The sequence below is a fragment of the Cryobacterium sp. TMT1-2-2 genome (assembly GCF_004403505.1).
GTDB classification, from domain to species: domain Bacteria; phylum Actinomycetota; class Actinomycetes; order Actinomycetales; family Microbacteriaceae; genus Cryobacterium; species Cryobacterium flavum.
In genome coordinates this window covers 1-20,209 of sequence record NZ_SOGS01000020.1, presented here as the reverse complement: position 1 = coordinate 20,209, position 20,209 = coordinate 1, and the positions used below count along the sequence as shown (strand labels likewise).

Here is a 20,209-nt window from a genome sequence, read left to right as displayed (position 1 = left end):
CGCATCGCCTTCGGATTCAAATCACCCAACGCCCTCATCGCCCTCGCCATGCTCAGCCTCGGCGGTCACAAACCAATGCTCCCCGGACGGAATTAACCCACGGAAGAGTCAGGAGAGCCCATAAACAAGGCGATTGAGACAAACCATCCGGCTGCGCTCAGTGAAAGGGCGACGATCGCCCAGGTTTTGCGCACACCCTTCTTTCGGAGCGCGCGTATCCCGAGAACGATCGCGGGGATGGTGACTAATCCCCTAGCGGAATGAGCGACAGAAGGAATCCGGCGATGCCAAAACCTAACGCCCAGTTTCCCGCAGGACTCGGGAACTTGCCGATGTACGCCTGTGTCGTCGGCGGTGCAACGTTTGTGACGCGCGACTCTTGGTTAGTTATTTGAGTGTCCAGTCGTAGACCTATGTTAGTGATGCGGCGGGGTGGGTAGCTAAAGCTGCCGTGAAACCGTTACGCGGCGCCCTCATGGAGTGCTTTGTCCGTCGGATGATGGCATTTTGTGCACACATCCATTCCGCCGTTCAATCGTGTGAACGCCAAGATTTTCCCGCATGCGCGGCATGCCATCTGCCCATGCAACCAAAACCACCCAAGAAGCGGTAGGAATACGAAGAAGGAGTACGCGAGCGGTGCAGCAATAAGCGCGAGCAGAAAGGCCAGTACGAGAGAACCCCAGAAGGTGAAATGCCAAAATCTCAGCCGCATCAAGTTGGACCATGAAGTTTAGTACCCAAGCCGTGTCCGCCGCGTTTCGCAACAGCTTTAGGGCTCAGATCAAATTGTGAAACGTACTATCTGGCAACCTGGTCGGGCTCATTGGGACCGTTGTCACGCGCTATCGCTCTCCCGTGTGTCATCGGCGCAGCAGCGGTGACGGGAACACCTGGGGCAGGCAGAGCCATCGTTTCGTTAGTCCACCTGGCGCCGTCCCACCAACGCAGCTGCAGCGCACCCATCGGGTCCGGATGCCAACCAGCATCCAACTCGCCAGACGTTCTGTCATGCCCTGCTGGGGCTAAGGCTACTTCATTCGATGTGACAACGACATCTGGCTGTGCGGGCTCAGCGGCGACTGACGGTGCGGGCATAGCGGGGACGGTGACGGTGACGGGTACGATCATCATTCGGTCGGGTTGTGCTTGCGTTTCTGCCGCAACTTCGGCAGCAAGAATGGACGCAGCCGCAGCCGACTTCTGTGCCTCCACAGCTATGGCCGCTGCAAGTTCACGTGCTCGGGCAGCCGCTTCCGCCGCCAACGTTTTCGCCGCTGCTTTGTCGGCTTGTCGAATAGTTCGTTTTGATCGTTGGTCAATGGAGCGTTCCTCAGACGTCCACGTGTGCCCGTTCCAATACCGGAGGACAGTGTCGTCGTCTGGTGTCACATACCATCCTGCTGATGGTTGGTCAGAAATCTGTTTGGCCATGCCTCCCCCGCTAGTTCTTGCCATAGTGTGGCACGCGGATGATTCGCCTGCATTTGAATGGACGTCCGGTTATTCCTCTAGGACCCCGTTGCGATTGTCCGCCACATACTGGACACACAGACCAGCTCTGGCTACAGTCCCGTCTGGCTCACGCCGTACTCAGCTTGTTCTGATGTGAATCCTTCGAAGACAAGCTGGTCCACGAGGCCGGAACGGGAGAAGGACGTGTATTCGAGGTAGCTCTTAGCTGATGCCGCCGCCTGTACGTTCCAATCCACGATCACGCGGTCGACAGCCCAGGTCGCGTCTTCCGTGGAGAAGCCTTCGAATTCAAGTTGCCCGACTAATCCCGAGCGAGAGAACGCACTGTAGTCGAGGTAACTTGCGCTGGACCGGAGGGCATTCTGCTGCGAAACGGTGCCACGGGCGGCTTCTTCGGCTGCAGCGGCAGCGGCAGCTTCTGCAACAGCTGCAGCTTCTGCAGCAGCAGCAGCTTCGGCGGCGGCAGCCTTCTGGGCGACTTTCTCGGCGGCGTCGGCAGCGTCCTTTTCCGCTTGTGCCGCGACGGCAGCTTCTTCTTCAGCAATCTCCGCCGCCGTCAACGGTGCTTCGGTCGCGGTCGCGGTTGGCTTCGCTGATCCGACCAGGTCGGGGTTGTCACCTCCCAATGACCCTAGCCAGCCGATGATGAGGAAGGCCGCAATTGGGATCAGAAAACGCTTCTTCTTATACCAGGACCTTTTCGGTTTCGTCGCGCTCTGCGTTGACTGGGCCGACGCCGGGGTGGATGGAAGTGGGTCCGTCGTATTATCGGGGCCGTTCGACGGAAGCTGTGAATCAGTCATGACTCATCTTGACCGCTGCGAGCGGTCGGCCGTTATGCCCCAGTTCGGGCTGGGAGCTCGTGAAGACGCATATACTCCGATTCTGAGGCCGCGTACCCGGCGTGGCGGCCGGCAGCCGAATCATCTCTTCCTCACACATGCGCCGACATTCCGGCGGGAGCTGAGTGCCCGTTGTCCGTGAGGCAGAGCATTCACGTCGGCTTGGATTCTCAATCAGATTCAGATGAGTGCCGTCGGCGTCGATGAAGTAGTTGGCCCGAAATCCGAAACCGGAGCCTTCCTAGGAGCGCCCCGTCGCGGAGAAGTCTCTCAAGGGCAGGTTGGCGCGACAAGCGAGCACGTCGAACCCGATCGAAGCGAGTGGCGGCCCCACACCGTGCCAATAGGTTGCATCCCGGTCCAGACGTGTTGTCAGCCACGCCTCGACGCGAGCACCGGTTTATCAAAGCGATCAATGCTGTCAGCGGTCAGCGCCCGCGTCAGGTGACGCCGCGCCAGAGCTTCACGAACGCGTACCGCTATCAACTTCAGCAGGCTGATCGGCCCGATCAGAAGAAGCTTCAGGGTATTCCAGAGACACAACAGCACGATCAGGTTAAGCCATCCGGGGCCGCCGGCTTCGACCTGTGCTCGGCAGTAGATGGCACCAACCGCATACGGAAAGGCGAGCAGCATCGCCGGCACGCCCCACTTCAGCCCGCGCCGCGTGTTGATCGCGTCGATCACAAGAGCGGTCGGCATGAATCGACGCAGGAAGAGGTAGCTGCGGGCGGTGGCGGCCAGGATGAATTCGCACATGGCGCGGCCTTTCAGATTTTCGGCAACAAGAACCTGAAAGGACTGAAAGTCATGCCATCGCAACAAGCGACCGCGCGTAAAAGAGGTTGCCTAGAAACACTGTAGAACTGGATGCCCGTAGGTGAAAGTGACGCGCACATTTCAGAGCGGATGCTCCCCCGCGCGTCCCCGACCGGCCAATCGGGAAACACCCCGCCTATTTCAAAACGAAGATCCCATCGGGAATCTCTGACCGGGTCGATTCGCCGGGTGCCGTGTACACGCTGACGGACCATGCGGAATCGGGTGAATACTGGCCAAGGTGCCAATCCGAGAATCGATGCATGAGCCGAAGGCCAGTTCGGCCACGAGCATCGTCTTGGTCGTGCGGACCGCCGCGACTATGGCTCGACGTTCCCACAACGAAAATCCCGCCGGGTTTGAGTACTGCGCTCACCTGGGCGAAAGCATGACGCAGTGCGTCGCCTGAGAGAAACGCCGCAACGTTTCCCGCCATCAGGACCACGTCATAGGTGTCTGGAATTCCCACCCGAGCAAGTCGTTCCGGCGACAGCCCCTCCACCCCGAGTTCTCGGAACCAGTCTGAGTCGAAGTTATCGAACGCCACGCCCAATACCTCGCGCGTGGGGTCGATCCCGAAGGCGGCGTGTCCTCGAGCACGCAGTCCGTTCACGGCCGATCCATGCCCACAGCCGATGTCGAGGATCGTCGAGCCGCGGCGAGCGAGCATGTCTACGAACCGTGCGTCGACCTCCAGATCAGTCCCATCGATGATGTGCTGTCGCATCTTGGCGGCATACGTCGCGAACTGAAGGTTGGGCTTCACCCTCCGAGCTTTCCATACTCGCGGCCCGCACTGGCCCACCACGGCAAATGACAATCATCGAGTGGATCGGCCAGACCCAAGGGCTCACGCCTGGTCAGCTACAGGATTCGCCGCCCGATCCGCAATCCACCAGGCCAGAAGTGGTACCGCGCTGGTTTCCGTGTTTCGGTAACTCACAGGAGAGGAATACCCGCCACCCCCGGTGGTTGCACCCAGTAATGACTACCTCAACCCAGCCCAGCTCCCGCACCGTCCTCGTCGTGGGAGCTTCCGGCATCACCGGATCCGCCGTCGTCGACCAGCTCTCCACCGAGGGCTGGACGGTGCTCGCCTTGGCCCGCCGCGTCGGCCGTGACCTGCCCGGCGTGCGCTGGATCCAAGCCGACCTGCGCTCCCCCGCCGACCTGAAGCGAGCGCTGGCCAACGAGCTGCCCGAGCAGGTGTTCTTCACGGCGTGGTCTCTCCAGGCCACAGAGGAGCTCAACATCGAGGTGAACGCCGGCATGGTGCGCGACCTCCTTGCCGCGCTCGCCCACGCGCCCGTTCGCCATGTCGCCCTCGTTACCGGGCTCAAGCACTACCTCGGCCCGTTCGAGGCGTACGGGCAGGGCACCATGCCCGATACCCCGTTCAGCGAGGACGAACCGCGCCTCGACGTGGCCAACTTCTACTACGCGCAGGAGGACGAGCTCTTCGCGGCATCCGCTCGCCAAGGATTCACCTGGTCAGTGCACCGCTCCCACACCGTGATCGGCCACGCGGTCGGCAACCTCATGAACATGGGTCTCACCCTCGCCGCCCAGGCTTCCCTGTGCAAGCACCTAGGGATCCCGTTCGTGTTTCCCGGCAGCGAGACGCAGTGGAACAGCGTCACCGACATGACGGATGCCACGATCCTCGCCGAACAGATGGTCTGGGCCGCAACAACAGATGCCGGCGCCAACGAAGCGTTCAACGTGGTCAACGGCGACGTCTTCCGCTGGCGTGCGATGTGGCCGAAGATTGCCGCCTACTTCGGCGTCGAACCAGAAGGATTCGTTGACGAGCCGCGCACACTCGACGTACAGATGGCCGGCATGGAACCGGTCTGGGCAGATATAGCAAGGGAGCACGGCCTGGTCGAGCCCGACCTGGGGCGCATCGCGTCGTGGTGGCACACCGATGCCGACCTCGGCCGCAACATCGAAGTCTTCACCGACATCACCAAAAGCCGCCTCGCCGGCTTCACACCGCACCACCGCACGGTCGACTCGTTCGCGTCGCTGTTCGACCGCTACCGGGCCGAGAAACTCATCCCAGACGCTGCCATCTGAGAAAGGCTTCGTGCCGTGCCTCTGCGGGAACGGTAGGTGCGGCTCAGTCCGCCGGTTCGCCCGAAGCAGTGTCGTTATCGCTCCCGGCCGTGCCGTCACTCTGCGAGCCGTCCGGGAGTGATTCGGCTTGTGCCGTCTTCTCGTCATCGACTTTGGTGGAACCGTTTGGCTTCTCGCTGGCGTCTGGATTCATGACGCCACTATAGGCACCTATATGGCAGATCACTCGGATCATGCCCTGAACCCGCTACGGCCGAATGCGAACGATCCAGCCGACGACCGTTCCGTAGCGGGCGCGCGACTGGCGCAGACTCAGCACACTGTGCTGCATCGCTCCCCCGCTCTCTGGCACCAGCCCGCGCACAACTAGGTCCGTCGACATTTCGTACCGCACGGAGACCTGATCAATCAGGACGAGCCGCTCCATGCGGCCGGAACGATGGTCCAGAGAAGCTCGGTTTGTCCCCCACTGCGGTTGTCCCAAGAGTGGGGTTGGCGCCCCGCGACGGTCATCGTGTCCCCCGCCGATAGCTCAACATCGCCGCCGACCAGCCGAAGGACGAGGCTCCCTGATAACACGTGCAACACCTCGACATCGCAGTTGATCGTGTAAAGCTCATCTCCGCCTGAGGCGCCGGGTGCGAGGGTCGAGCGGAGTACTTGCACCCGAGACTCTCCCCGTGGGGTGAGCAGCTTTTCGATCGCGCCTTGCCCACCCATGTTGATGAGTGCCGCATCGACGAGGGCTATGACCTCGTTGTCGGGCACCTCGAACAGCGAGCCGAGCTGCAGGGAAAGCACCTGGCACAGTGCCACGAGCGAGGACACGCTGGGCGAGGTCTCGTCTCGTTCGACTCTGCTGATAAAGCCGGTGCTCAGGTTACTTGCCGCGGCTACGTCCGCGATCGTCAAGGCCTGGGCTAGCCGCGTTGCCCGGAGTTTCGCTCCGATCGCAAGCGGTGCGCCCGATGGTGCCGGGTTGAGTGCTCGCACAGTTCCTTGCCTTTCTTGACGCCCTGAGGTGGGAGTGTTTCCCAGTATCTCGCGATCTCTCGCCGCTCCCCGCCATGCGCACGGCCGGTGTCGCCGAGTGCCGGTCTTAGCGCGGTGTCATGGCCGAAAGGATTTCGTAGGCGACATGCGAGGCGGCAACGGCCGTGATCTGCGCATGGTCGTAGGCGGGGGCGACTTCGACGACGTCGGCTCCGACGATCCGCACGGCGCTCAGTGCGCGGATGATGGCCAGCAATTCTCTGCTTGTCAGCCCGCCCGCTTCCGGGGTGCCAGTTCCGGGAGCGTGAGCGGGGTCGAGAACGTCGATATCCACGGACACGTATACCGGGCGGTTGCCGAGGCGGGCCAGCATCCGCTTGACTACTCCGGCAACACCTTCGGTCTCTACTTCGTGGGCGGCAATAACGGCGAAGCCCAGTCTGGCGTCATCGGTGAGGTCCTTGCGGCTGTAGAGCGGGCCACGAATGCCGATGTGGAGGCTGGCTTCGAGGTCGATCAAGCCTTCCTCAGATGCGCGGCGAAAGGGCGTGCCGTGGGTCACCGGTGCGCCGAAGTAGGTGTCCCACGTGTCGAGGTGAGCGTCGAAGTGCAGCACCGCGACCGGACCCGTCACCTTGGTGACCGCCCGCAGCAGGGGAAGGGCGATGGTGTGATCCCCTCCAATCGTTAGCAGTCGTGTTCCGCCGGCGCCGAGACGGGTTGCCGCTGCCTCAATCTGCGCGACCGCTTCGTCGATATTGAAGGGGTTCGCCGCAATGTCTCCTGCGTCGACGACCTGCTGGGTGGAGAACGGCTCGACATCCTGCACGGGGTTGTAAGGCCGGAGAAGCCGGGAGGCCTCGCGCACGTGGGCTGGGCCAAAGCGGGCTCCCGGGCGGTAACTGACCCCGCTGTCAAACGGCACACCGACCACCGCTATATCTGCGTTGGGCGCGTCTTCGATGCGGGGAAGTCGGGCGAAGGTGGCGATGCCGGCATAACGGGGTGAAATACTGGCGTCGGATGGGCCGATCGGAGTGTCCATGGGAGCTTTCTTGGAGGGAATCGGTGGAAGAGTGATTTGCGACCCGGTGGCGGCAGGGAGTGCCCGGCTAGGACGTAAGTTGCAGCGCGACAGCACGCACGGGCGCCCCATCGGCCGCCTCGAAGGCGATGGGCAGCAGGGAGATGAAGGGCGCATCGAAGTCGACCGACGCAAGATTCGTAAGGTTCTCGCAGATCACGCCGTCAACGTCTGCAATGAGGTGATGCACGGGAAAGCCCTCACCGTGATGGGTAGAGTCCGGTGTCTCATCGATGTTGATCGCGTCGATCCCGAAGGTGCGGATACCCAGGGCAATGAGTTTGGCGCAGGCATCGGCGTCGAGGAATGGATTGTCGAAGTACGTCGGTGACCCGTAGTGCTCGCTCCATCCCGTGTGGAGAAGCACGATAACTCCCGGCAGAAGTTGCGCCTCGACGGGCTTGAAGTACGACCACGTGATGCGACCGCGAGCGCCCGCGGCACGGGCGTCCACGAGTACACCTGTGCCGACGAACCGGTCCAGCGGCAACTCATCGAGTTTCTTGGCCGCATCATCAAAGTGGTACGGAGCGTCAACGTGCGTGCCCGTTTGTGACCCCATGGACACCGAGAGCAGGTTGAAGCCGTCGCGATCGATCGTGCTGTGCGGGTCAAACCGTGGCACAGGATCTCCCGGATAGACCTGGGTGTCTGCGTTCACCACGAGTGAGAGATCAACGACCCTGTTTGTCTTCATAGTCAAAAACTATTGCACAGGAGGCAACATCCCGCTAGTGTCAATCAAATCCTGCGGTCCTCGCCGGCCCCCACCACGAGTCAAAGGCAAACCCATGAGTGACAACAATGGCGTTCACCACCCCTCGCCCGCTATCGAGCTAAACGCTCGGCCAAAAATCACCGAAGTGGAAACCCTCGGCGTCGACACCATCCCCGACGCCGACCGCACCTCGACCTGGCTCGACCTCCTCCGCATCCAGTTTGGCGGCGCGAACACGTTCGCCACCGTGCTGCTCGGCACCTTCCCGATCGTCCTCGGCCTTTCCTTCTGGCAAGCCGTACTCGCAACGATCTGCGGTGTGTTGGTCGGCACGTTGTTCCTGATGCCCATGGGCCTGTTCGGCCCGAAAACTGGGACCAACAATGCGGTGTCATCCGCTGCATTCTTCGGCGTGCGTGGGCGAGTGGTCGGCTCGTTCCTCTCCCTTCTCACCGCCATCGCCTTCTACTCCATCTCAGTGTGGGTCAGTGGCGACGCACTCGTGGGTGCACTTACCCGGCTTGGAGGTATACCGGACTCAATCGGACTTCGCACCCTGGTCTACGGAGTGATCGGCGTGATCGTCATCGTCGTTGTGGTGTTCGGATATCAGTTCATGCTGCTCGTGAACAAGACCGCGGTCATCGCCAACACCATCCTCATCCTTCTGGCTATCGTCGCCTTCAACGGTCTGTTTGACAGCTCCTACGATCCCGGCCCCTCGGCCTTTGCGCTCGGCTCCTTCTGGCCGACCTTTGTCGCCGCTGCCCTCATCGTGGCTTCCAACCCCATCTCATTCGGGGCATTCCTCGGAGATTGGTCGCGTTACATCCCCCGCACCACCCCGCCGCGCAAGATCCTCGGCGCAACACTCATCGGCCAGTCCCTCACTCTCATTCCCTTTCTCTTCGGCGTGGCGACCGCAACGATCGTCGCCGGGGAGAGCGACTACGTCGTCGCCCTCATCCAGGCATCACCCATCTGGTACGCGGTGCTCCTCATGGGAGTGGCCTTCATCGGCGGACTCTCGACGGGAACGACCTCGCTCTACGGCACAGGTCTCGACTTCTCTTCGGTCTTTCCTCGGTTCACCCGCGCCCAGGCCACCATCGGAATCGGCATCGTCGCCTTCCTCTTCATCCTGACCGGCCGCATTTTCTTCGACCTCCTCGGCGCCGTGAACGCCTTCGTCGGGGCCATCATCGTCACGACCACCCCGTGGATGGTCATCATGGCCATCGGCTACATCGTGCGCCGAGGCAGCTTTCGCCCGCGCGATCTCCAGGTTTTCAACCGCGGTGAAATCGGCGGAGCCTACTGGTTCAACAGCGGAGTCAACTGGCGCGGAATGGTCGCCTGGATCGGAGCCGCTGCCCTCGGACTCCTCTTCGCGAACTACCCGCCCATCATCGTTGGACCCTTCATCAATCTGGGCGGCGGCGTCGATCTCAGCCTCGCGATCGCCGTGATCTCGGCGGCCGTTCTCTATCTTGGAGCGCTGTGGATCTTTCCCGAGCCCCGATACGTGTTTGGTGATCAAGGCGCACGCGGCGTACCGACCAGAGACTCGTCCATCCCTGCTATCGAAACCGACCACTCGTCCACCGCCGCCAGGGTCGCAGCACGCCGAGTCGGATCCGCAACGTGACCACAGACGAAGGACTGACAGCGGATGCTCTGGCCGCAGCAGACCATATCATCGAGGACTTCGGCCATCACCGCCGTGACGCCTATTTCGCCCGGTTCAGCCCGCAGGCAACCTTCCTGTTCTACAACGTCGGGCAGCGCCTGGAGTCGCGGAAAGAGTATGAGCAGCTCTGGCTGGAATGGGAATCAGACGGATTCACGGTCATCTCATGCACGTCTACGAACCGCCGCATTCAGCTGGTTGGCTCCGTCGCCGTGTTCACCCACGATGTCGAGACAGTCTCCGAGGTCGCGGGCGAACGATCGACAAGTCAGGAGTCTGAGACGATCGTGCTTTCACTCACACGCGGAATCTGGCTTGGTATCCACGAGCACCTGTCCGTGCACACCAACAATGCCGCCTAAACGGCCCACCGCGATCGTCACACGCGCCGCCAGCGGGCCTGGTTTCGCCATCTGGAGCATGCTCGCCAGCGTGGGCGGTGGCCGGGCTGGACCCTCGCCCATCGACCACCGCTCTGAGCCTGATCGTCGACGTCACAGCTACAGCTCCTGACCATTCGGCGAAGCGGGGAAATCCCTCCGTAGAGATCTGCGGGGATAAGTCCTAGCATGACCGCCACCACGTCCTCGAGCCACGCTTGCGCAAGCGCCGTGAGCGGCGAACTCGCTGTCAGCGAGTCGCCGACGGCGCCCGCGGGCAGGCCGACATTGCCTGCGCCGCGTTGTGGCTGGAACCGACCGAAGTGACCTGCCGAGTTCGGCCGCCCCCACCACGGAAGCGCGTCTGCGCCCGGGACCGCCTCATGCCGAGTGCGGTTGTCCTAATTGAGCATCATCGCGTCCATACGCAACAGGTGCACCAGAGCCGCCGTGAGTAGCCCGTTTGGGGCCTACTCCACAGGGTGGGCGATAGTTGATTTCGCCGCGAAATCCTGCGCCTTTTAGTGCTGGCGTACCTGGACTCGAACCGAGGACAAATGAAGCGAGCCGGGCTGCCTGTTTTGGTGGCACCCATCCCCCAAGTTCCGGCCTCACTGAGGTCTACCCCATAGCTGGAAAGCTCCACGAACAACCGCGCGTCGGGGGAATCCGAGATCATCACGAACTCGAAGGCTGCATCTCCGCCGTTGCTCACAAGATCATCATCTCTGACACCGTCTGCTGCAATGCCACAGGGACTACCGCCGCAAAAAGCTCCGCAAGCACTTCATTCCCCAGTGCTCCTAAGCGATGGCAACCAGCGTCGCTTTTCTGAGAAGGGGGCGCCTGCAGGGCGTCACCCGACGGCAGACGGTCTTGAAGATTCCCTGACCCAGCTAGCACGGAATCTTGGTGTGAGAGCGTCCCTTGTCGTCGATTGACGTGCCGTTACGAGCATAGGCCCGACACCCCGTGTACTTATCGACGCTCCCCGAGGACGGCGGAGGGCTCCCGGAGCGGGGGCCGAAGCAGCTCGCTACTCTGCCGCAGCGCGCGCATCATCGTCAGCCGCTTTCTTGACGACCGCAGCTTCGCGGGCCAGCGCGGCCGTCTCGACAGAAGTCAATTTCTTTTTGAGCGAGACGGCGCTCTTGTTGAAGCTACGGAGGGACTTTGAGTGATTCAGATTTGGAGTCTTGAGCAGGATGGCTATGGAAATGGGTGGTTCGTCGAGATCAATCAACCGCTCAGGCGCCGTGATGCCCGCGATTATCTCGGCGGAACGAGCCACCAGCGATGACACGTCAGCGGAAGCGGCAGTCGCACTGTCTGCGCCCTTGACAGCAGCCGTCTGCCCTTTCAGCGCTGCAACCTGGGCTGGAACGGCGCACTCGATCGTTTCCGAATACAGCCCACGGACCTTCTTCTTCGCCTTCGCCTGTGCCTGTGCCTGTGCCTGTGCCTGTGCCTGTGCCTGTGCCTGTGCCGCCTTAACGGTCTTGAAATAGGCGACGTTGTCACCGAACTTGACCGCCATGCCCAGACCTCTCCGGGCGATCTCTTCACTGGCGAACTTCTTGTCATCGGTGAAGACGGCGGCGAGCGTGCGACCGTATCGGTCGTAACGAACTTTGTCATATTTCAGAGTCACCTGCGCGCCTTTGGGCAGCAGTCTGGTCAGGTACGCGGATGCCTCCGGGCCGAGGCATCCGCCGGCTCATTCGGGTCTTTCGTTTCGGGAGTGTCCACGTTGAGAAGCCGAACGCGTGTCTGCTTTCCCTTCAACTCCACGACCAGAGTGTCCCCGTCGACAACCCGCACCACGACAGCCTGATCGACTTCGGCAGCCAGCGCGGGCGCGCTCGAAACGACGCCGGCCACCACGACGAGAGCTGCAGCGACGAAGCCGGCAACAACGAGTCGCGCCGAACGGGGAAGGTGGTCTGGCGATAAGGATGGTGCTGTCTTCATTTGTCCCCCAAGTTTGTGTGGCACAACAGCGGTCGTATCGACACCGCGTTGGTCATCAACCCCGAGTATGCCGTTGAATGTACCAACTCGTTTGAAAGATCGCATTTCTCCTACGCGGCATGAGCGGCTTCTTCCTGCGGGGCGGGGCATCGCCGCCAGTTCGGCGATTCGGTGGGACGACCGCAGGCCCTCCTAATATCTCGGCCTTCTTCGCCGCAAACTCCTCGTCGGTCACTACGCTAGCGTCGCGAAGGGCGCCCAGGTCTCACTAACTGGTCGTTGGTGCCGCTCCGAGAGCCCGCGTCGATTTCCTCCGTGGGTGCAACTGAGGCTATGGCTGCAGGGCCTTGTGGGTCCACTCTTTGGTTGTCTCACCATTGGTCTCCACCCCACCAGCAATTCCTGTGCAGCCCGAGCCCGTCCCGGGGCTCGCCTGGACGCAGGCGTCTCTAAATCTGCCGACGGTCATCGGCGAGCCCACGGCACCGACGGCCGTGCAGATGGCGGGCATCCGCTTCGAGCTCGACGATCTGCAGGTGCCCGCCAACATCGCACAGAACGTCGGGCTCCGGGACCTGCCACACACTCACCTGGTCAGCCGCTAATTCGTTAGGCGTCGCAGCCGATGCCGTCCTTGTCGCGGTCAAACTTGCGCTGGAAACCCGGCGATCCCTCGGAGATCGGGGCCGCTCCCGCAGCGCGCACAGCATCGCAGTTCTCGTAGTAGACGTCGACTGGTGCCGGCGCAGGGGCCGGGGCCGGTTCAGGGGCCACGACGACAGGAGCCGGCGCAGGAGGAGCGACAACAACCGGAGCTGGCGCAGGCGTGAACGAGGAGGTCAGTGCCATTTCACCAGTGCAAGAGCCGAGGACGCGGGCCATCGCGTCGTGCTCAGCTTGAGTCACCCACAGACCATATGTTGCCTTGACGGACACCTGACGGGCAACATAGCTGCAGCGGATTGCCTTGTTCGAGGGCAACCAGGTTGCGGTGTCGCCGTCGCCCTTCTGGGCGTTGGAGCGGCCGTCGACCGCGAGCAGATTGAGGGGATCGTTGGCCAGAGAAACGCGCTGAGCCTGAGTGAGCTGCTGAGCGCCCGTCTGCCATGCATTTGACAGAGCCACGACGTGGTCGATCTGCACGAGAGCTGACGTGTCCTGACCGCGAACGAAGGCGATTGACATGTCCGTGTATGGCGAGACGAGGTAACCGGTCATCACCCGGCAGGTGCCCGACTTGGTGGTGGGGTTCAAGTCCCGAGAAAGGATATCGTTTCGGGTGTCGCATCCGTTTCGGTCCACGTCGATCCAGGCGGAGCCGAACATGCCGGTGCGCTCGTAGCCGGTCTTCGCGGCCTTTCCCTTGACGGGGATGGTTGCGAGGAGCGTTAGTGCCGTGGTGTCGGTGGAGGTGGTATCGACGACCACGACCGATGTGCCCTCAGTTGCCGCAGTGACCGTCGCGGGGTCGACCGGCGCTTCCTCGGAGAATTCCGGGCCGGGTGTTGGGGTTGGGCTTGCGGTGGGGGTTGCGCTCGGCGTCGCGCTAGCGGTCGGCTGCCCAGCCAAGGCAGTTTCCCCTGCACCTGGCGCCGCAGCAGCGACCCCACCGGAGATGAAGAAGACAAGGCTGGCCGCCACCGCGATCGCAGTTGTCTTGTGTGCTGATACGGATGCCCACGGACGGCGACCAGAGAGCGCGTACACGCCCGTCACCAGAGCCGCCATTCCCAGAATGATGAGAATTGCGGGGAATCCACCGAGGATGGCGTACATCAGAGCGAAGAAAGCGACCAACCCGCGGAGGATCCAAGTGCTGAAAGTCGGCTTGGACGCCTTCTTCTCGGCGGTCGACGGCCTGTCGATGAGAGGCTTCGCCGGCTCCGGTTTCTTCTTGCTAAATTTCATCATCTGATCCCCCATTTCATCGCACTCAGCTTGGAGTGCAGACGCGAATGCTTCAAATCTACTGGAGGCAGGGATTGGTCGGAGACCGGGCGAACACCCCAGAACAGGGAACTAGACCGCTCCAGCGACGTTTCCCGTACCGACTCCTGTCAACCGCGCGGAATCGGGACCATCTACACAGCGATCGGTATGAATCCCCGCAGATAGGCGCGAAGCGCGGGGTCGCAGACGAACACGTAGGTCCCCCGGATGCCGCGGGTGAGCAGTACAGCGTAGATGTTGGTGATGAACCGCAGGAGGTCGTCGTTGGTGTACGTCTTGCCCAGGACCGGATTGTTCTCCTTGCCCTTCTTGTCGAAGTACGACCCTCGATCGATGACCAGCTTCCCTGCGACGGGATCAAAGCGAAGGTCCGGGCCGATGATCACACCCGCATAGTTGAGGTCGTACCCCTGCACGGTGTGGATCGAGCCGACTTCGTCCACCCACTTCGGCGACGCGATCCAGTCGGTCTGCGTGCTGTTCCACCGCAGCTGACAGCCGTCGATCTCAATGTCGTAAAGGGTCTTGTCGGTCTTGGTCTTCCATGCCCACGCGTACCCGGCGAGCAGGCGCGAGAGCCCGACCGCGGCATCCTTTCGACGGATCTCCGCCCGCATTTCCGAGACGCTGTCAAACATCCGAAAGTCATAGCCCTCGAACAACTCCGCAGGCGGCAACGTATTGGTCGTCGTCGTATCGAGAATGCGCCTGACGTAAGCGACATAATCCGAACCGGCCTGAACCCGCATCTGCGACATCAACGGATGGTGACGCCTCGAGAGGTTCGCCTGGCGCACGAGACCGGTCAACAACTCGGGAGGCACATCGGCCGGGCGCACGCTCTGCGCCGCGTCCAGCAGGAAGATCTGATGCTTGCTCTTCGCGGTGATCCAATCGAGCTGGGTCTTCGTCTTGTCGTCACTCCCGAAGAGCTTCTGGGTGATCACACTGAAGTTCTTGTTCTGAACGCCCGAGGGCTGATTGGCTCGTTGGTTTAGCCGGTGCGATTCGTCGACGATGAGCAGGTCGAAGTCTTCCTCGGCGAACCCGACCTCGAACGCGGTCATGACCATCCCGGGCCGCAGCCCCGGCGCCTTGCGGAACACCTTCTTGATCGACTCACGCAGGGACTGCTGCGGCACCACCAGACCAATCCGGATGTCCGTGAGCAGTTCCCGATACCCCGGCACGAAGTACTCGGAGAACAGGGAGTCGCTGTCCACGTGTTCACCGGGAGTCGAGGCCGCAATGTCGACGAGCAGCTTGAGCAGGTAGATGGCGACCACGGTCTTCCCGGTTCCCGGGTCACCCTGCACGACGATCGTGCTGTCGGTGCCTGCCTCGAGATCTTGGAAGAGCCCCTCGAGGATACCGTCGACAGCGACGGCCTGGTCCTGGGAGAGTGCCTTGAACGGTGACAGCTTGAAAAGGTCGCTGTTCTCGAGCTCGGCGATGCTGCGGGTGAAGACCCCGTCACGCCGGAGCTCGTCGAACACCTCGCGGAAGGTCTCGCGGTACCGGCCGCGATCGTAGTAGTCTGCCTCGGTGATTCCATCGTTGCGGTTCAGCACGCGGTAGAAGCCGTCGCCGGCGAGCATCCGAATGAGGTAGGACTCCAGATCGAGGCACACCGATTTGTTGAATGTCGCGTCGACGATGACGCGGACCGTGCTCAGATGTTGTTTCTCGGTCGACTCGAAGTGCTGGCGCATGCGCCCGGCCGCGTTACGCGACTCCCCCACGTAGACGTCGTTGAGCCCGCCCCTGACCGCGGGCGTGCTGCCAGCTTTGGCATCGTCCAGAACGTAGACGATCGGCCAATTGGTGTTGCGGTGGTCGCGCGGCGCCCAGGCCCGCATCGCTTCCTTTGTGAAGTCGAGCCGCTCGATCTCAAAGGACGTCATACTTGTCGCTGCGCCCCCGCGCTTTGTCGACCGGATACTTCTCACGGGTCTTGGCCAGCTTGTCGAGCACGATCTGATTCGGATCGACACCGAGGCGATCGGCCAGCAGGATGCAGTAGGTGAGCACGTCGGCCAGTTCGTCGCTCACCCGACCTGTGTCAGCATCCGCGTTCCACTGATAGCACTCGAGTAATTCGCCGGCTTCGATGGCGATGCTCTTCGCCAGGTTCTCGGGGCTGTGGAACTGCGCCCAATCACGCTCGGCGACGAAGGCTACGATTTCGTCGCGGACTGAAATTTCGTCCATGTCGCAAACCTAGCAGCGTCACCTCCCATCGGTTTCCGGCACCGTTAGACCGTAACTAGCCCGCTGACCATACCGACCTCCAGTACTCATACCGCGGACCCCCCTACGTATCAGGATCGGGTGAGGCCAGTAGCTAAGAGCAAGTCCGCCGTGTGACGTAGAGCGAGAATCAGGAATCATCTCCATGTCCAGCCCGTCTTTGATCGCCGTGCGCGACGATAGTTATATGAGTAATTCCGGACCGCGAGCTGGTGGTCCGACCTCGAGAAGGTCGTTCAGACCAGCGCAGAAGCTAGCCCATTTGGCCGCGTATGACGCGGCGATCAAGGACCACGAGGGCGGCGCGTGTCTGCGCACCGAGGGGTTGTACTCCTCGCAGATCACGGAATGGCGCAAGCTGCGTGACGCCGGTGTCCTCGCGGGGAAGAAACCCGGCGAGAAGATTGGCCGGTTAACGCCGGAGCAAGCGGAAATCGCGCGGTTGCGTCGCCAGCTGAGCAAGACCGAGCAGCGCCTCGAGACGACGGGGGTGGCGTTGGAGATCATGTCAAAAATGCACGAGCTACTCGAGAGTCTTTCGAAGAGCTCGCGGGACGAAACACCGTGCGCGTTGCCGTAGTGACCGCCTACCGCGAACTGGCCAGCCGAGGAATCTCGACTCGCGTCGCGGCCGACCTGGTCGGGATACCCCGAGCGACCGCCACCAGGAAACCGCGCATCCCGGTGGCCGGGCCGGCGCCGATCCCGGCGAACAGGATCGATGATGCCGACCGTCGGCAGATTCTCGCCGTCGTCAATTCGGACTCGTTCGTGGATCTGCCGCCGATCCAGATCTACGCCCAGCTGCTGGACGCGGGCACGTACTTGTGCTCCATTTCAACGATGTATCGGGTGTTGAACGAGAATCTGCAGGTCAAGGACCGCCGCCGCCTGGCACGCCACCCGGCACGGGCGATCCCCGAATTGATCGCCACGGCCCCAGGCCAGGTACTCAGCTGGGATATTACGAAACTCGCTGGCCCGGTCAAGGGGAAGTACTTCGATGCTTACGTGATGATCGATATTTACTCCCGGTACGTCGTCGGCGCGTATGTTCACGCGTCGGAATCGGGCGAGTTGGCGGTGGAGATGATGAAGGAAATCTTCGGCATTCACGGCGTCCCGCACGTCGTTCACGCCGACCGCGGCACGTCGATGACGTCAAAGACCGTCGCGGCGCTGTTGTCGGATCTGGAGGTCACCAAGTCGCATTCGAGGCCGCGCGTGAGTAACGATAATCCCTACAGCGAGGCGTGGTTCAAGACCCTCAAATTCGCTCCGACGTTTCCCCGGCTCCCTCGCCGACGCGAAGACGTTCATGGCCTCGTTCGTCGATGGCTACAACCACGTGCATCGCCATTCCGGGATCGGCCTCAATACGCCCGCCGACGTGCACTACGGCCTCGCCGAGGCGAAGGCCATCGAACGTGCAGCGACGCTGGACGCGGCCAGGGCACGCTTCCCCGAGCGATTCAGTACCAGCCACGCACCAAAAATTCTGACCATTCCCGCTACGGCATGGATCAACAAACCAGCCGACAAACCCACCGAGAACGACGGGCTCGAACTAGCCGCCTAAACTCCCACTGGTCTCATTCGCCTTGACAAATTACGCTGGGGCAAGGTGGATTCTGTCGGGCTCGAACCCACTCCAGATTTGGCTGATGAAATCGGATCCTTCGTTGCGTCGAACTTAGTCGCACAATCGTCAGTCATCTCTTGTCACGGCCGAACACTTCCTTCAGTATTTTCTCAAGTTGTTTCGCGCGTCGCGCCCAGTCTGTCGCCTCGCCAGTCGCAGAAGGCCCGTCTCGATCGTCCCGGACGACTCTGTTCTCCCCAATCAGCGATTGCCCGTCCTTGGGCAGAAATTCGCGGTACTTGTATGCGTCCTCACGAGCCTTTGCCAGATCGGATGGATGCGCACTTACAAACACGACTGTTGACTCGTCGGCGTCTGCGTCTTCAAACAAGCTCGCTGCCCGATCATTCATGGTGCGCTGATAATTCCACAGAGCATCCTGCGCGTTGTTCCGGCGATGCTGACGTGCTAGGTGCCGCTGCGTGACCGCACCAATGACGGCTCCGATAACGCCGCTCACCAGCCCCACCACGACAGACACCAACAGCGTCAGGGTATCGAAACCAGCTAAAGTCTCCACGCCAATCCTCTCAAACAGCACGCCATCGGGTAAGCCGCTTCAATTCGTCGCGCGCCCACTTTCATTTCTGCATCTCTACAGAGAAGCTATGTCCAACGCGAGCCAAGAAGAAACAACTGCCCGCCAATGCGCAGAATCCGAGTTCCAAGTCATCGTGTGATCTGCATCGAATCGCTCGAGGTCAATAAGGTTTGGGCGCAGCGCCGTGAAGTTGGTGGAGAGGCAGAACGGCGACGACGAGTCTCGGGTTCCGTGCAGGATGAGGGTCGGCACTGTGAGCTCGTCGGCGCGAGCGATCCAGTCGAAAGTGTTCATCCTGACAGGGTCGGTGAGTCCAGCCAGTCGCGTGAGCGGTCGCAAGTCGAGCCAAGCCACGGCCAACGCGCCGGTCCACGCGGGCAGGTGCGCACGCGCGCAGTTCGCCTTCAGTGTGGCGACCCAGTCAAGGATGGGCGAATCGAGCACAAGCCCCGTAACGCTGCCGCGAAGCCTGGGGTCTGCGGCGAGCTGCAGCGCGATGGCCGCGCCCATCGACCAACCGAAGAGGACGACGCTGCGTGCGCCGTTCTCGCGGGCGTAGTCAACGGCCGCACGCGCGTCGTCGACCTCGGCGGCGCCAAGTTCGGATCTGCCGGACCCGACTCGGGGACCTTCCCCGTCGTTCCGATACGTCACGACCAGCGACGTCAGCCCGGCTTCCGAGGCGACTTGCACGCCACGCAGTGTTCCGGCGCGAGTGCTGCCAAGCCCGTGGATGTGGATGGCCCAAGTAGTCGAAGGGGGACCTTGGGGCGTGACGAGCCAGGCGGGCGCAGGGCCGACATCCGTTTGGATTTCGATGTCCAATGACTTAAGGCCGGCATCGGCGGGGCTCTGGAAATAGATGCCGCTCCAGGATGCTCGCTGGCCGGCCCCCACGTCTGGGCTCAACTCCCCCACGACCTCGCGGCCGACGAGACTCGGCCCGCGGTCCTCGACTCCGGGCGCGAGTTTGACCCAGCCGCCGTTCTCAAGGATGAGGCAGTAGTCGCCGGGCGCGGCGGTGCGCGGCGTGCGATCAAGAATGACGATGGGTCGCTCCCCCGAGCTGTCCACGCCTCGAATGGTGAGATCGAACTTTCGCCCGCTGACAGGTGCAGTCAGCCGCCTCGCGATCACCAGGCCGAGTCCGCCGAGCCCCACGCCTGCCGCGATCGCCGCGCCGGCCAACGCCCAAATAACTTTCATCGTTTCTGCGGCACTGGCCGTGATGCAACCGGCGCCGTCGTAATCGATCCGCCGCCCAGTAGGTGACGTTCGGCGCGCTCGATGAGGTGCCGGTCTCGATCATCGACCTGAAACGACACTCGTGCATCGATGATGGCGTCGCGAATTTCAACGATCTGGCGGTGCAGCAGCGTCTCGGGGTCAGCGCCAGTTGTACCGCGCGTGTTTTGGCTGATGCCCGGTCGTGCCGCGGTGGCCGCTGCCCAGAGCGGCTGGAGCTCTGAGACAAGCATCCGCGTTGTCCGATCGCGTGATCGCACTTGCAGAGCGCGGGCGGCGGGCTGGCCGGCGAAGCCCAAGCACAACAACACGAAGGTCATGAGGTGCAGCGGTTCATAGGCGATGGCCACGGCCTTCATCAGAGTGAGGTCGCGAGCCAGATGCGCGATGTCCATGATGATGACGACGGCGCTCAACAGAACGCCGAGGATGCTCCCGATGAGGAGGGACGTCGGCGGCATCCGCTGCACGCCTGCGCTTTTGCGAACTTGCCGGGCTGCGAGCCCTGCCATCGCGGATAGCACGATGG

At 62.1% G+C, this 20,209-nt stretch carries 21 protein-coding genes and 1 pseudogene; 5 read left to right on the top strand and 17 right to left on the bottom strand.

Annotated features, from left to right (window positions below):
• Positions 1-801: 801 nt before the first annotated feature.
• The 4 genes from E3T35_RS20220 to E3T35_RS12870 form a co-directional block, all read right to left on the bottom strand.
• A complete protein-coding gene (locus E3T35_RS20220) occupies positions 802-1,434 on the bottom strand; it encodes a DUF2510 domain-containing protein (protein WP_166789942.1) in 633 nt (210 codons plus the stop codon).
• A 131-nt stretch (positions 1,435-1,565) separates the two neighbouring features.
• Entirely contained in the window at positions 1,566-2,279 is a 714-nt protein-coding gene (locus tag E3T35_RS12880; RefSeq protein ID WP_134379451.1) for an Ltp family lipoprotein, read from the bottom strand.
• A gap of 411 nt (positions 2,280-2,690) precedes the next feature.
• Positions 2,691-3,077, bottom strand: coding sequence for a sulfate permease (locus E3T35_RS12875; RefSeq protein WP_174777099.1), 387 nt, complete (start codon positions 3,075-3,077; stop codon positions 2,691-2,693).
• A gap of 196 nt (positions 3,078-3,273) precedes the next feature.
• The gene (locus E3T35_RS12870) at positions 3,274-3,903 is read right to left on the bottom strand and encodes a bifunctional 2-polyprenyl-6-hydroxyphenol methylase/3-demethylubiquinol 3-O-methyltransferase UbiG (RefSeq protein WP_241988846.1); all 630 of its coding nucleotides are present in this window, start codon (positions 3,901-3,903) and stop codon (positions 3,274-3,276) included.
• A 218-nt stretch (positions 3,904-4,121) separates the two neighbouring features.
• Between E3T35_RS12870 and E3T35_RS12865 the strand changes: the two genes are divergently transcribed.
• On the top strand, positions 4,122-5,216 hold the full coding sequence (locus E3T35_RS12865; protein ID WP_134379449.1) for an SDR family oxidoreductase: 1,095 nt from the start codon (positions 4,122-4,124) through the stop codon (positions 5,214-5,216).
• 43 nt (positions 5,217-5,259) lie between these two features.
• On the opposite strand, the gene E3T35_RS19330 is transcribed toward E3T35_RS12865, so the two are convergent.
• The 5 genes from E3T35_RS19330 to E3T35_RS12850 all read right to left on the bottom strand — a co-directional run bounded on the left by E3T35_RS19330 (position 5,260) and on the right by E3T35_RS12850 (position 7,990).
• On the bottom strand, positions 5,260-5,409 hold the full coding sequence (locus tag E3T35_RS19330; protein ID WP_166789941.1) for a hypothetical protein: 150 nt from the start codon (positions 5,407-5,409) through the stop codon (positions 5,260-5,262).
• Positions 5,410-5,463: 54 nt separating this feature from the next.
• Positions 5,464-5,598: a hypothetical protein gene (locus E3T35_RS20050; RefSeq protein ID WP_255578014.1), complete on the bottom strand. Its 135-nt coding sequence runs from the start codon at positions 5,596-5,598 to the stop codon at positions 5,464-5,466.
• A 26-nt stretch (positions 5,599-5,624) separates the two neighbouring features.
• Complete coding sequence (locus tag E3T35_RS12860) at positions 5,625-6,209, bottom strand: cupin domain-containing protein (protein WP_134379447.1); 585 nt, start codon at positions 6,207-6,209, stop codon at positions 5,625-5,627.
• Between the two features lie 106 nt (positions 6,210-6,315).
• Positions 6,316-7,254, bottom strand: a complete 939-nt coding sequence (gene speB, locus E3T35_RS12855; RefSeq protein ID WP_134379445.1) for an agmatinase — start codon at positions 7,252-7,254, stop codon at positions 6,316-6,318.
• A gap of 67 nt (positions 7,255-7,321) precedes the next feature.
• Positions 7,322-7,990, bottom strand: a complete 669-nt coding sequence (locus tag E3T35_RS12850) for a cyclase family protein (protein WP_134344162.1) — start codon at positions 7,988-7,990, stop codon at positions 7,322-7,324.
• 94 nt (positions 7,991-8,084) lie between these two features.
• Between E3T35_RS12850 and E3T35_RS12845 the strand changes: the two genes are divergently transcribed.
• Both E3T35_RS12845 and E3T35_RS12840 read left to right on the top strand, forming a co-directional pair.
• Positions 8,085-9,659: a cytosine permease gene (locus tag E3T35_RS12845; protein ID WP_134379443.1), complete on the top strand. Its 1,575-nt coding sequence runs from the start codon at positions 8,085-8,087 to the stop codon at positions 9,657-9,659.
• Entirely contained in the window at positions 9,656-10,063 is a 408-nt protein-coding gene (locus tag E3T35_RS12840) for a nuclear transport factor 2 family protein (protein ID WP_241988845.1), read from the top strand. Before E3T35_RS12845 ends, E3T35_RS12840 begins: the two co-directional genes overlap by 4 nt.
• 1,054 nt (positions 10,064-11,117) lie before the next feature.
• On the opposite strand, the gene E3T35_RS12835 is transcribed toward E3T35_RS12840, so the two are convergent.
• Both E3T35_RS12835 and E3T35_RS12830 read right to left on the bottom strand, forming a co-directional pair.
• The gene (locus tag E3T35_RS12835; RefSeq protein ID WP_241988844.1) at positions 11,118-11,732 is read right to left on the bottom strand and encodes a thermonuclease family protein; all 615 of its coding nucleotides are present in this window, start codon (positions 11,730-11,732) and stop codon (positions 11,118-11,120) included.
• 26 nt (positions 11,733-11,758) lie between these two features.
• Positions 11,759-12,052: a thermonuclease family protein gene (locus E3T35_RS12830; RefSeq protein ID WP_134379439.1), complete on the bottom strand. Its 294-nt coding sequence runs from the start codon at positions 12,050-12,052 to the stop codon at positions 11,759-11,761.
• A 404-nt stretch (positions 12,053-12,456) separates the two neighbouring features.
• Here E3T35_RS12830 and E3T35_RS12825 point away from each other — a divergent pair, with 404 nt between their 5' ends.
• Complete coding sequence (locus tag E3T35_RS12825; protein ID WP_134379437.1) at positions 12,457-12,657, top strand: hypothetical protein; 201 nt, start codon at positions 12,457-12,459, stop codon at positions 12,655-12,657.
• 4 nt (positions 12,658-12,661) lie between these two features.
• Here E3T35_RS12825 and E3T35_RS12820 read toward each other — a convergent pair whose 3' ends face one another.
• From E3T35_RS12820 to E3T35_RS12810, 3 genes are all read right to left on the bottom strand, one after another.
• A complete protein-coding gene (locus tag E3T35_RS12820; protein WP_241988843.1) occupies positions 12,662-13,963 on the bottom strand; it encodes a DUF1524 domain-containing protein in 1,302 nt (433 codons plus the stop codon).
• Between the two features lie 170 nt (positions 13,964-14,133).
• Complete coding sequence (locus E3T35_RS12815; RefSeq protein ID WP_134379435.1) at positions 14,134-15,906, bottom strand: DUF2075 domain-containing protein; 1,773 nt, start codon at positions 15,904-15,906, stop codon at positions 14,134-14,136.
• The gene (locus E3T35_RS12810) at positions 15,893-16,213 is read right to left on the bottom strand and encodes a nucleotide pyrophosphohydrolase (RefSeq protein ID WP_134379433.1); all 321 of its coding nucleotides are present in this window, start codon (positions 16,211-16,213) and stop codon (positions 15,893-15,895) included. Before E3T35_RS12810 ends, E3T35_RS12815 begins: the two co-directional genes overlap by 14 nt.
• A gap of 226 nt (positions 16,214-16,439) precedes the next feature.
• Here E3T35_RS12810 and E3T35_RS12805 point away from each other — a divergent pair.
• Positions 16,440-17,831 (top strand): annotated as a pseudogene (locus E3T35_RS12805) (IS3 family transposase).
• A 133-nt stretch (positions 17,832-17,964) separates the two neighbouring features.
• On the opposite strand, the gene E3T35_RS12800 reads toward E3T35_RS12805, so the two are convergent.
• The 3 genes from E3T35_RS12800 to E3T35_RS12790 all read right to left on the bottom strand — a co-directional run.
• Entirely contained in the window at positions 17,965-18,414 is a 450-nt protein-coding gene (locus tag E3T35_RS12800; RefSeq protein WP_134379431.1) for a hypothetical protein, read from the bottom strand.
• A gap of 75 nt (positions 18,415-18,489) precedes the next feature.
• On the bottom strand, positions 18,490-19,641 hold the full coding sequence (locus E3T35_RS12795) for a S9 family peptidase (RefSeq protein WP_134379429.1): 1,152 nt from the start codon (positions 19,639-19,641) through the stop codon (positions 18,490-18,492).
• A partial coding sequence (locus E3T35_RS12790) for a DUF6545 domain-containing protein (protein WP_370449332.1) occupies positions 19,638-20,209 on the bottom strand: 572 nt, incomplete at its 5' end. The genes E3T35_RS12795 and E3T35_RS12790, both read right to left, overlap by 4 nt.

Excerpts from the sequence above, each read along its gene's own strand:
- E3T35_RS20220 (WP_166789942.1), bottom strand. The coding sequence starts at position 1,434 with ATGGCCAAACAGATTTCTGACCAACCATCAGCAGGATGGTATGTGACA.
- E3T35_RS12880 (WP_134379451.1), bottom strand. The coding sequence starts at position 2,279 with ATGACTGATTCACAGCTTCCGTCGAACGGCCCCGATAATACGACGGAC.
- E3T35_RS12875 (WP_174777099.1), bottom strand. The coding sequence starts at position 3,077 with ATGTGCGAATTCATCCTGGCCGCCACCGCCCGCAGCTACCTCTTCCTG.
- E3T35_RS12865 (WP_134379449.1), top strand. The coding sequence starts at position 4,122 with ATGACTACCTCAACCCAGCCCAGCTCCCGCACCGTCCTCGTCGTGGGA.
- E3T35_RS19330 (WP_166789941.1), bottom strand. The coding sequence starts at position 5,409 with ATGAATCCAGACGCCAGCGAGAAGCCAAACGGTTCCACCAAAGTCGAT.
- E3T35_RS20050 (WP_255578014.1), bottom strand. The coding sequence starts at position 5,598 with ATGTCGACGGACCTAGTTGTGCGCGGGCTGGTGCCAGAGAGCGGGGGA.
- speB (WP_134379445.1), bottom strand. The coding sequence starts at position 7,254 with ATGGACACTCCGATCGGCCCATCCGACGCCAGTATTTCACCCCGTTAT.
- E3T35_RS12850 (WP_134344162.1), bottom strand. The coding sequence starts at position 7,990 with ATGAAGACAAACAGGGTCGTTGATCTCTCACTCGTGGTGAACGCAGAC.
- E3T35_RS12845 (WP_134379443.1), top strand. The coding sequence starts at position 8,085 with ATGAGTGACAACAATGGCGTTCACCACCCCTCGCCCGCTATCGAGCTA.
- E3T35_RS12830 (WP_134379439.1), bottom strand. The coding sequence starts at position 12,052 with ATGAAGACAGCACCATCCTTATCGCCAGACCACCTTCCCCGTTCGGCG.
- E3T35_RS12820 (WP_241988843.1), bottom strand. The coding sequence starts at position 13,963 with ATGATGAAATTTAGCAAGAAGAAACCGGAGCCGGCGAAGCCTCTCATC.
- E3T35_RS12815 (WP_134379435.1), bottom strand. The coding sequence starts at position 15,906 with ATGACGTCCTTTGAGATCGAGCGGCTCGACTTCACAAAGGAAGCGATG.
- E3T35_RS12810 (WP_134379433.1), bottom strand. The coding sequence starts at position 16,213 with ATGGACGAAATTTCAGTCCGCGACGAAATCGTAGCCTTCGTCGCCGAG.
- E3T35_RS12795 (WP_134379429.1), bottom strand. The coding sequence starts at position 19,641 with ATGAAAGTTATTTGGGCGTTGGCCGGCGCGGCGATCGCGGCAGGCGTG.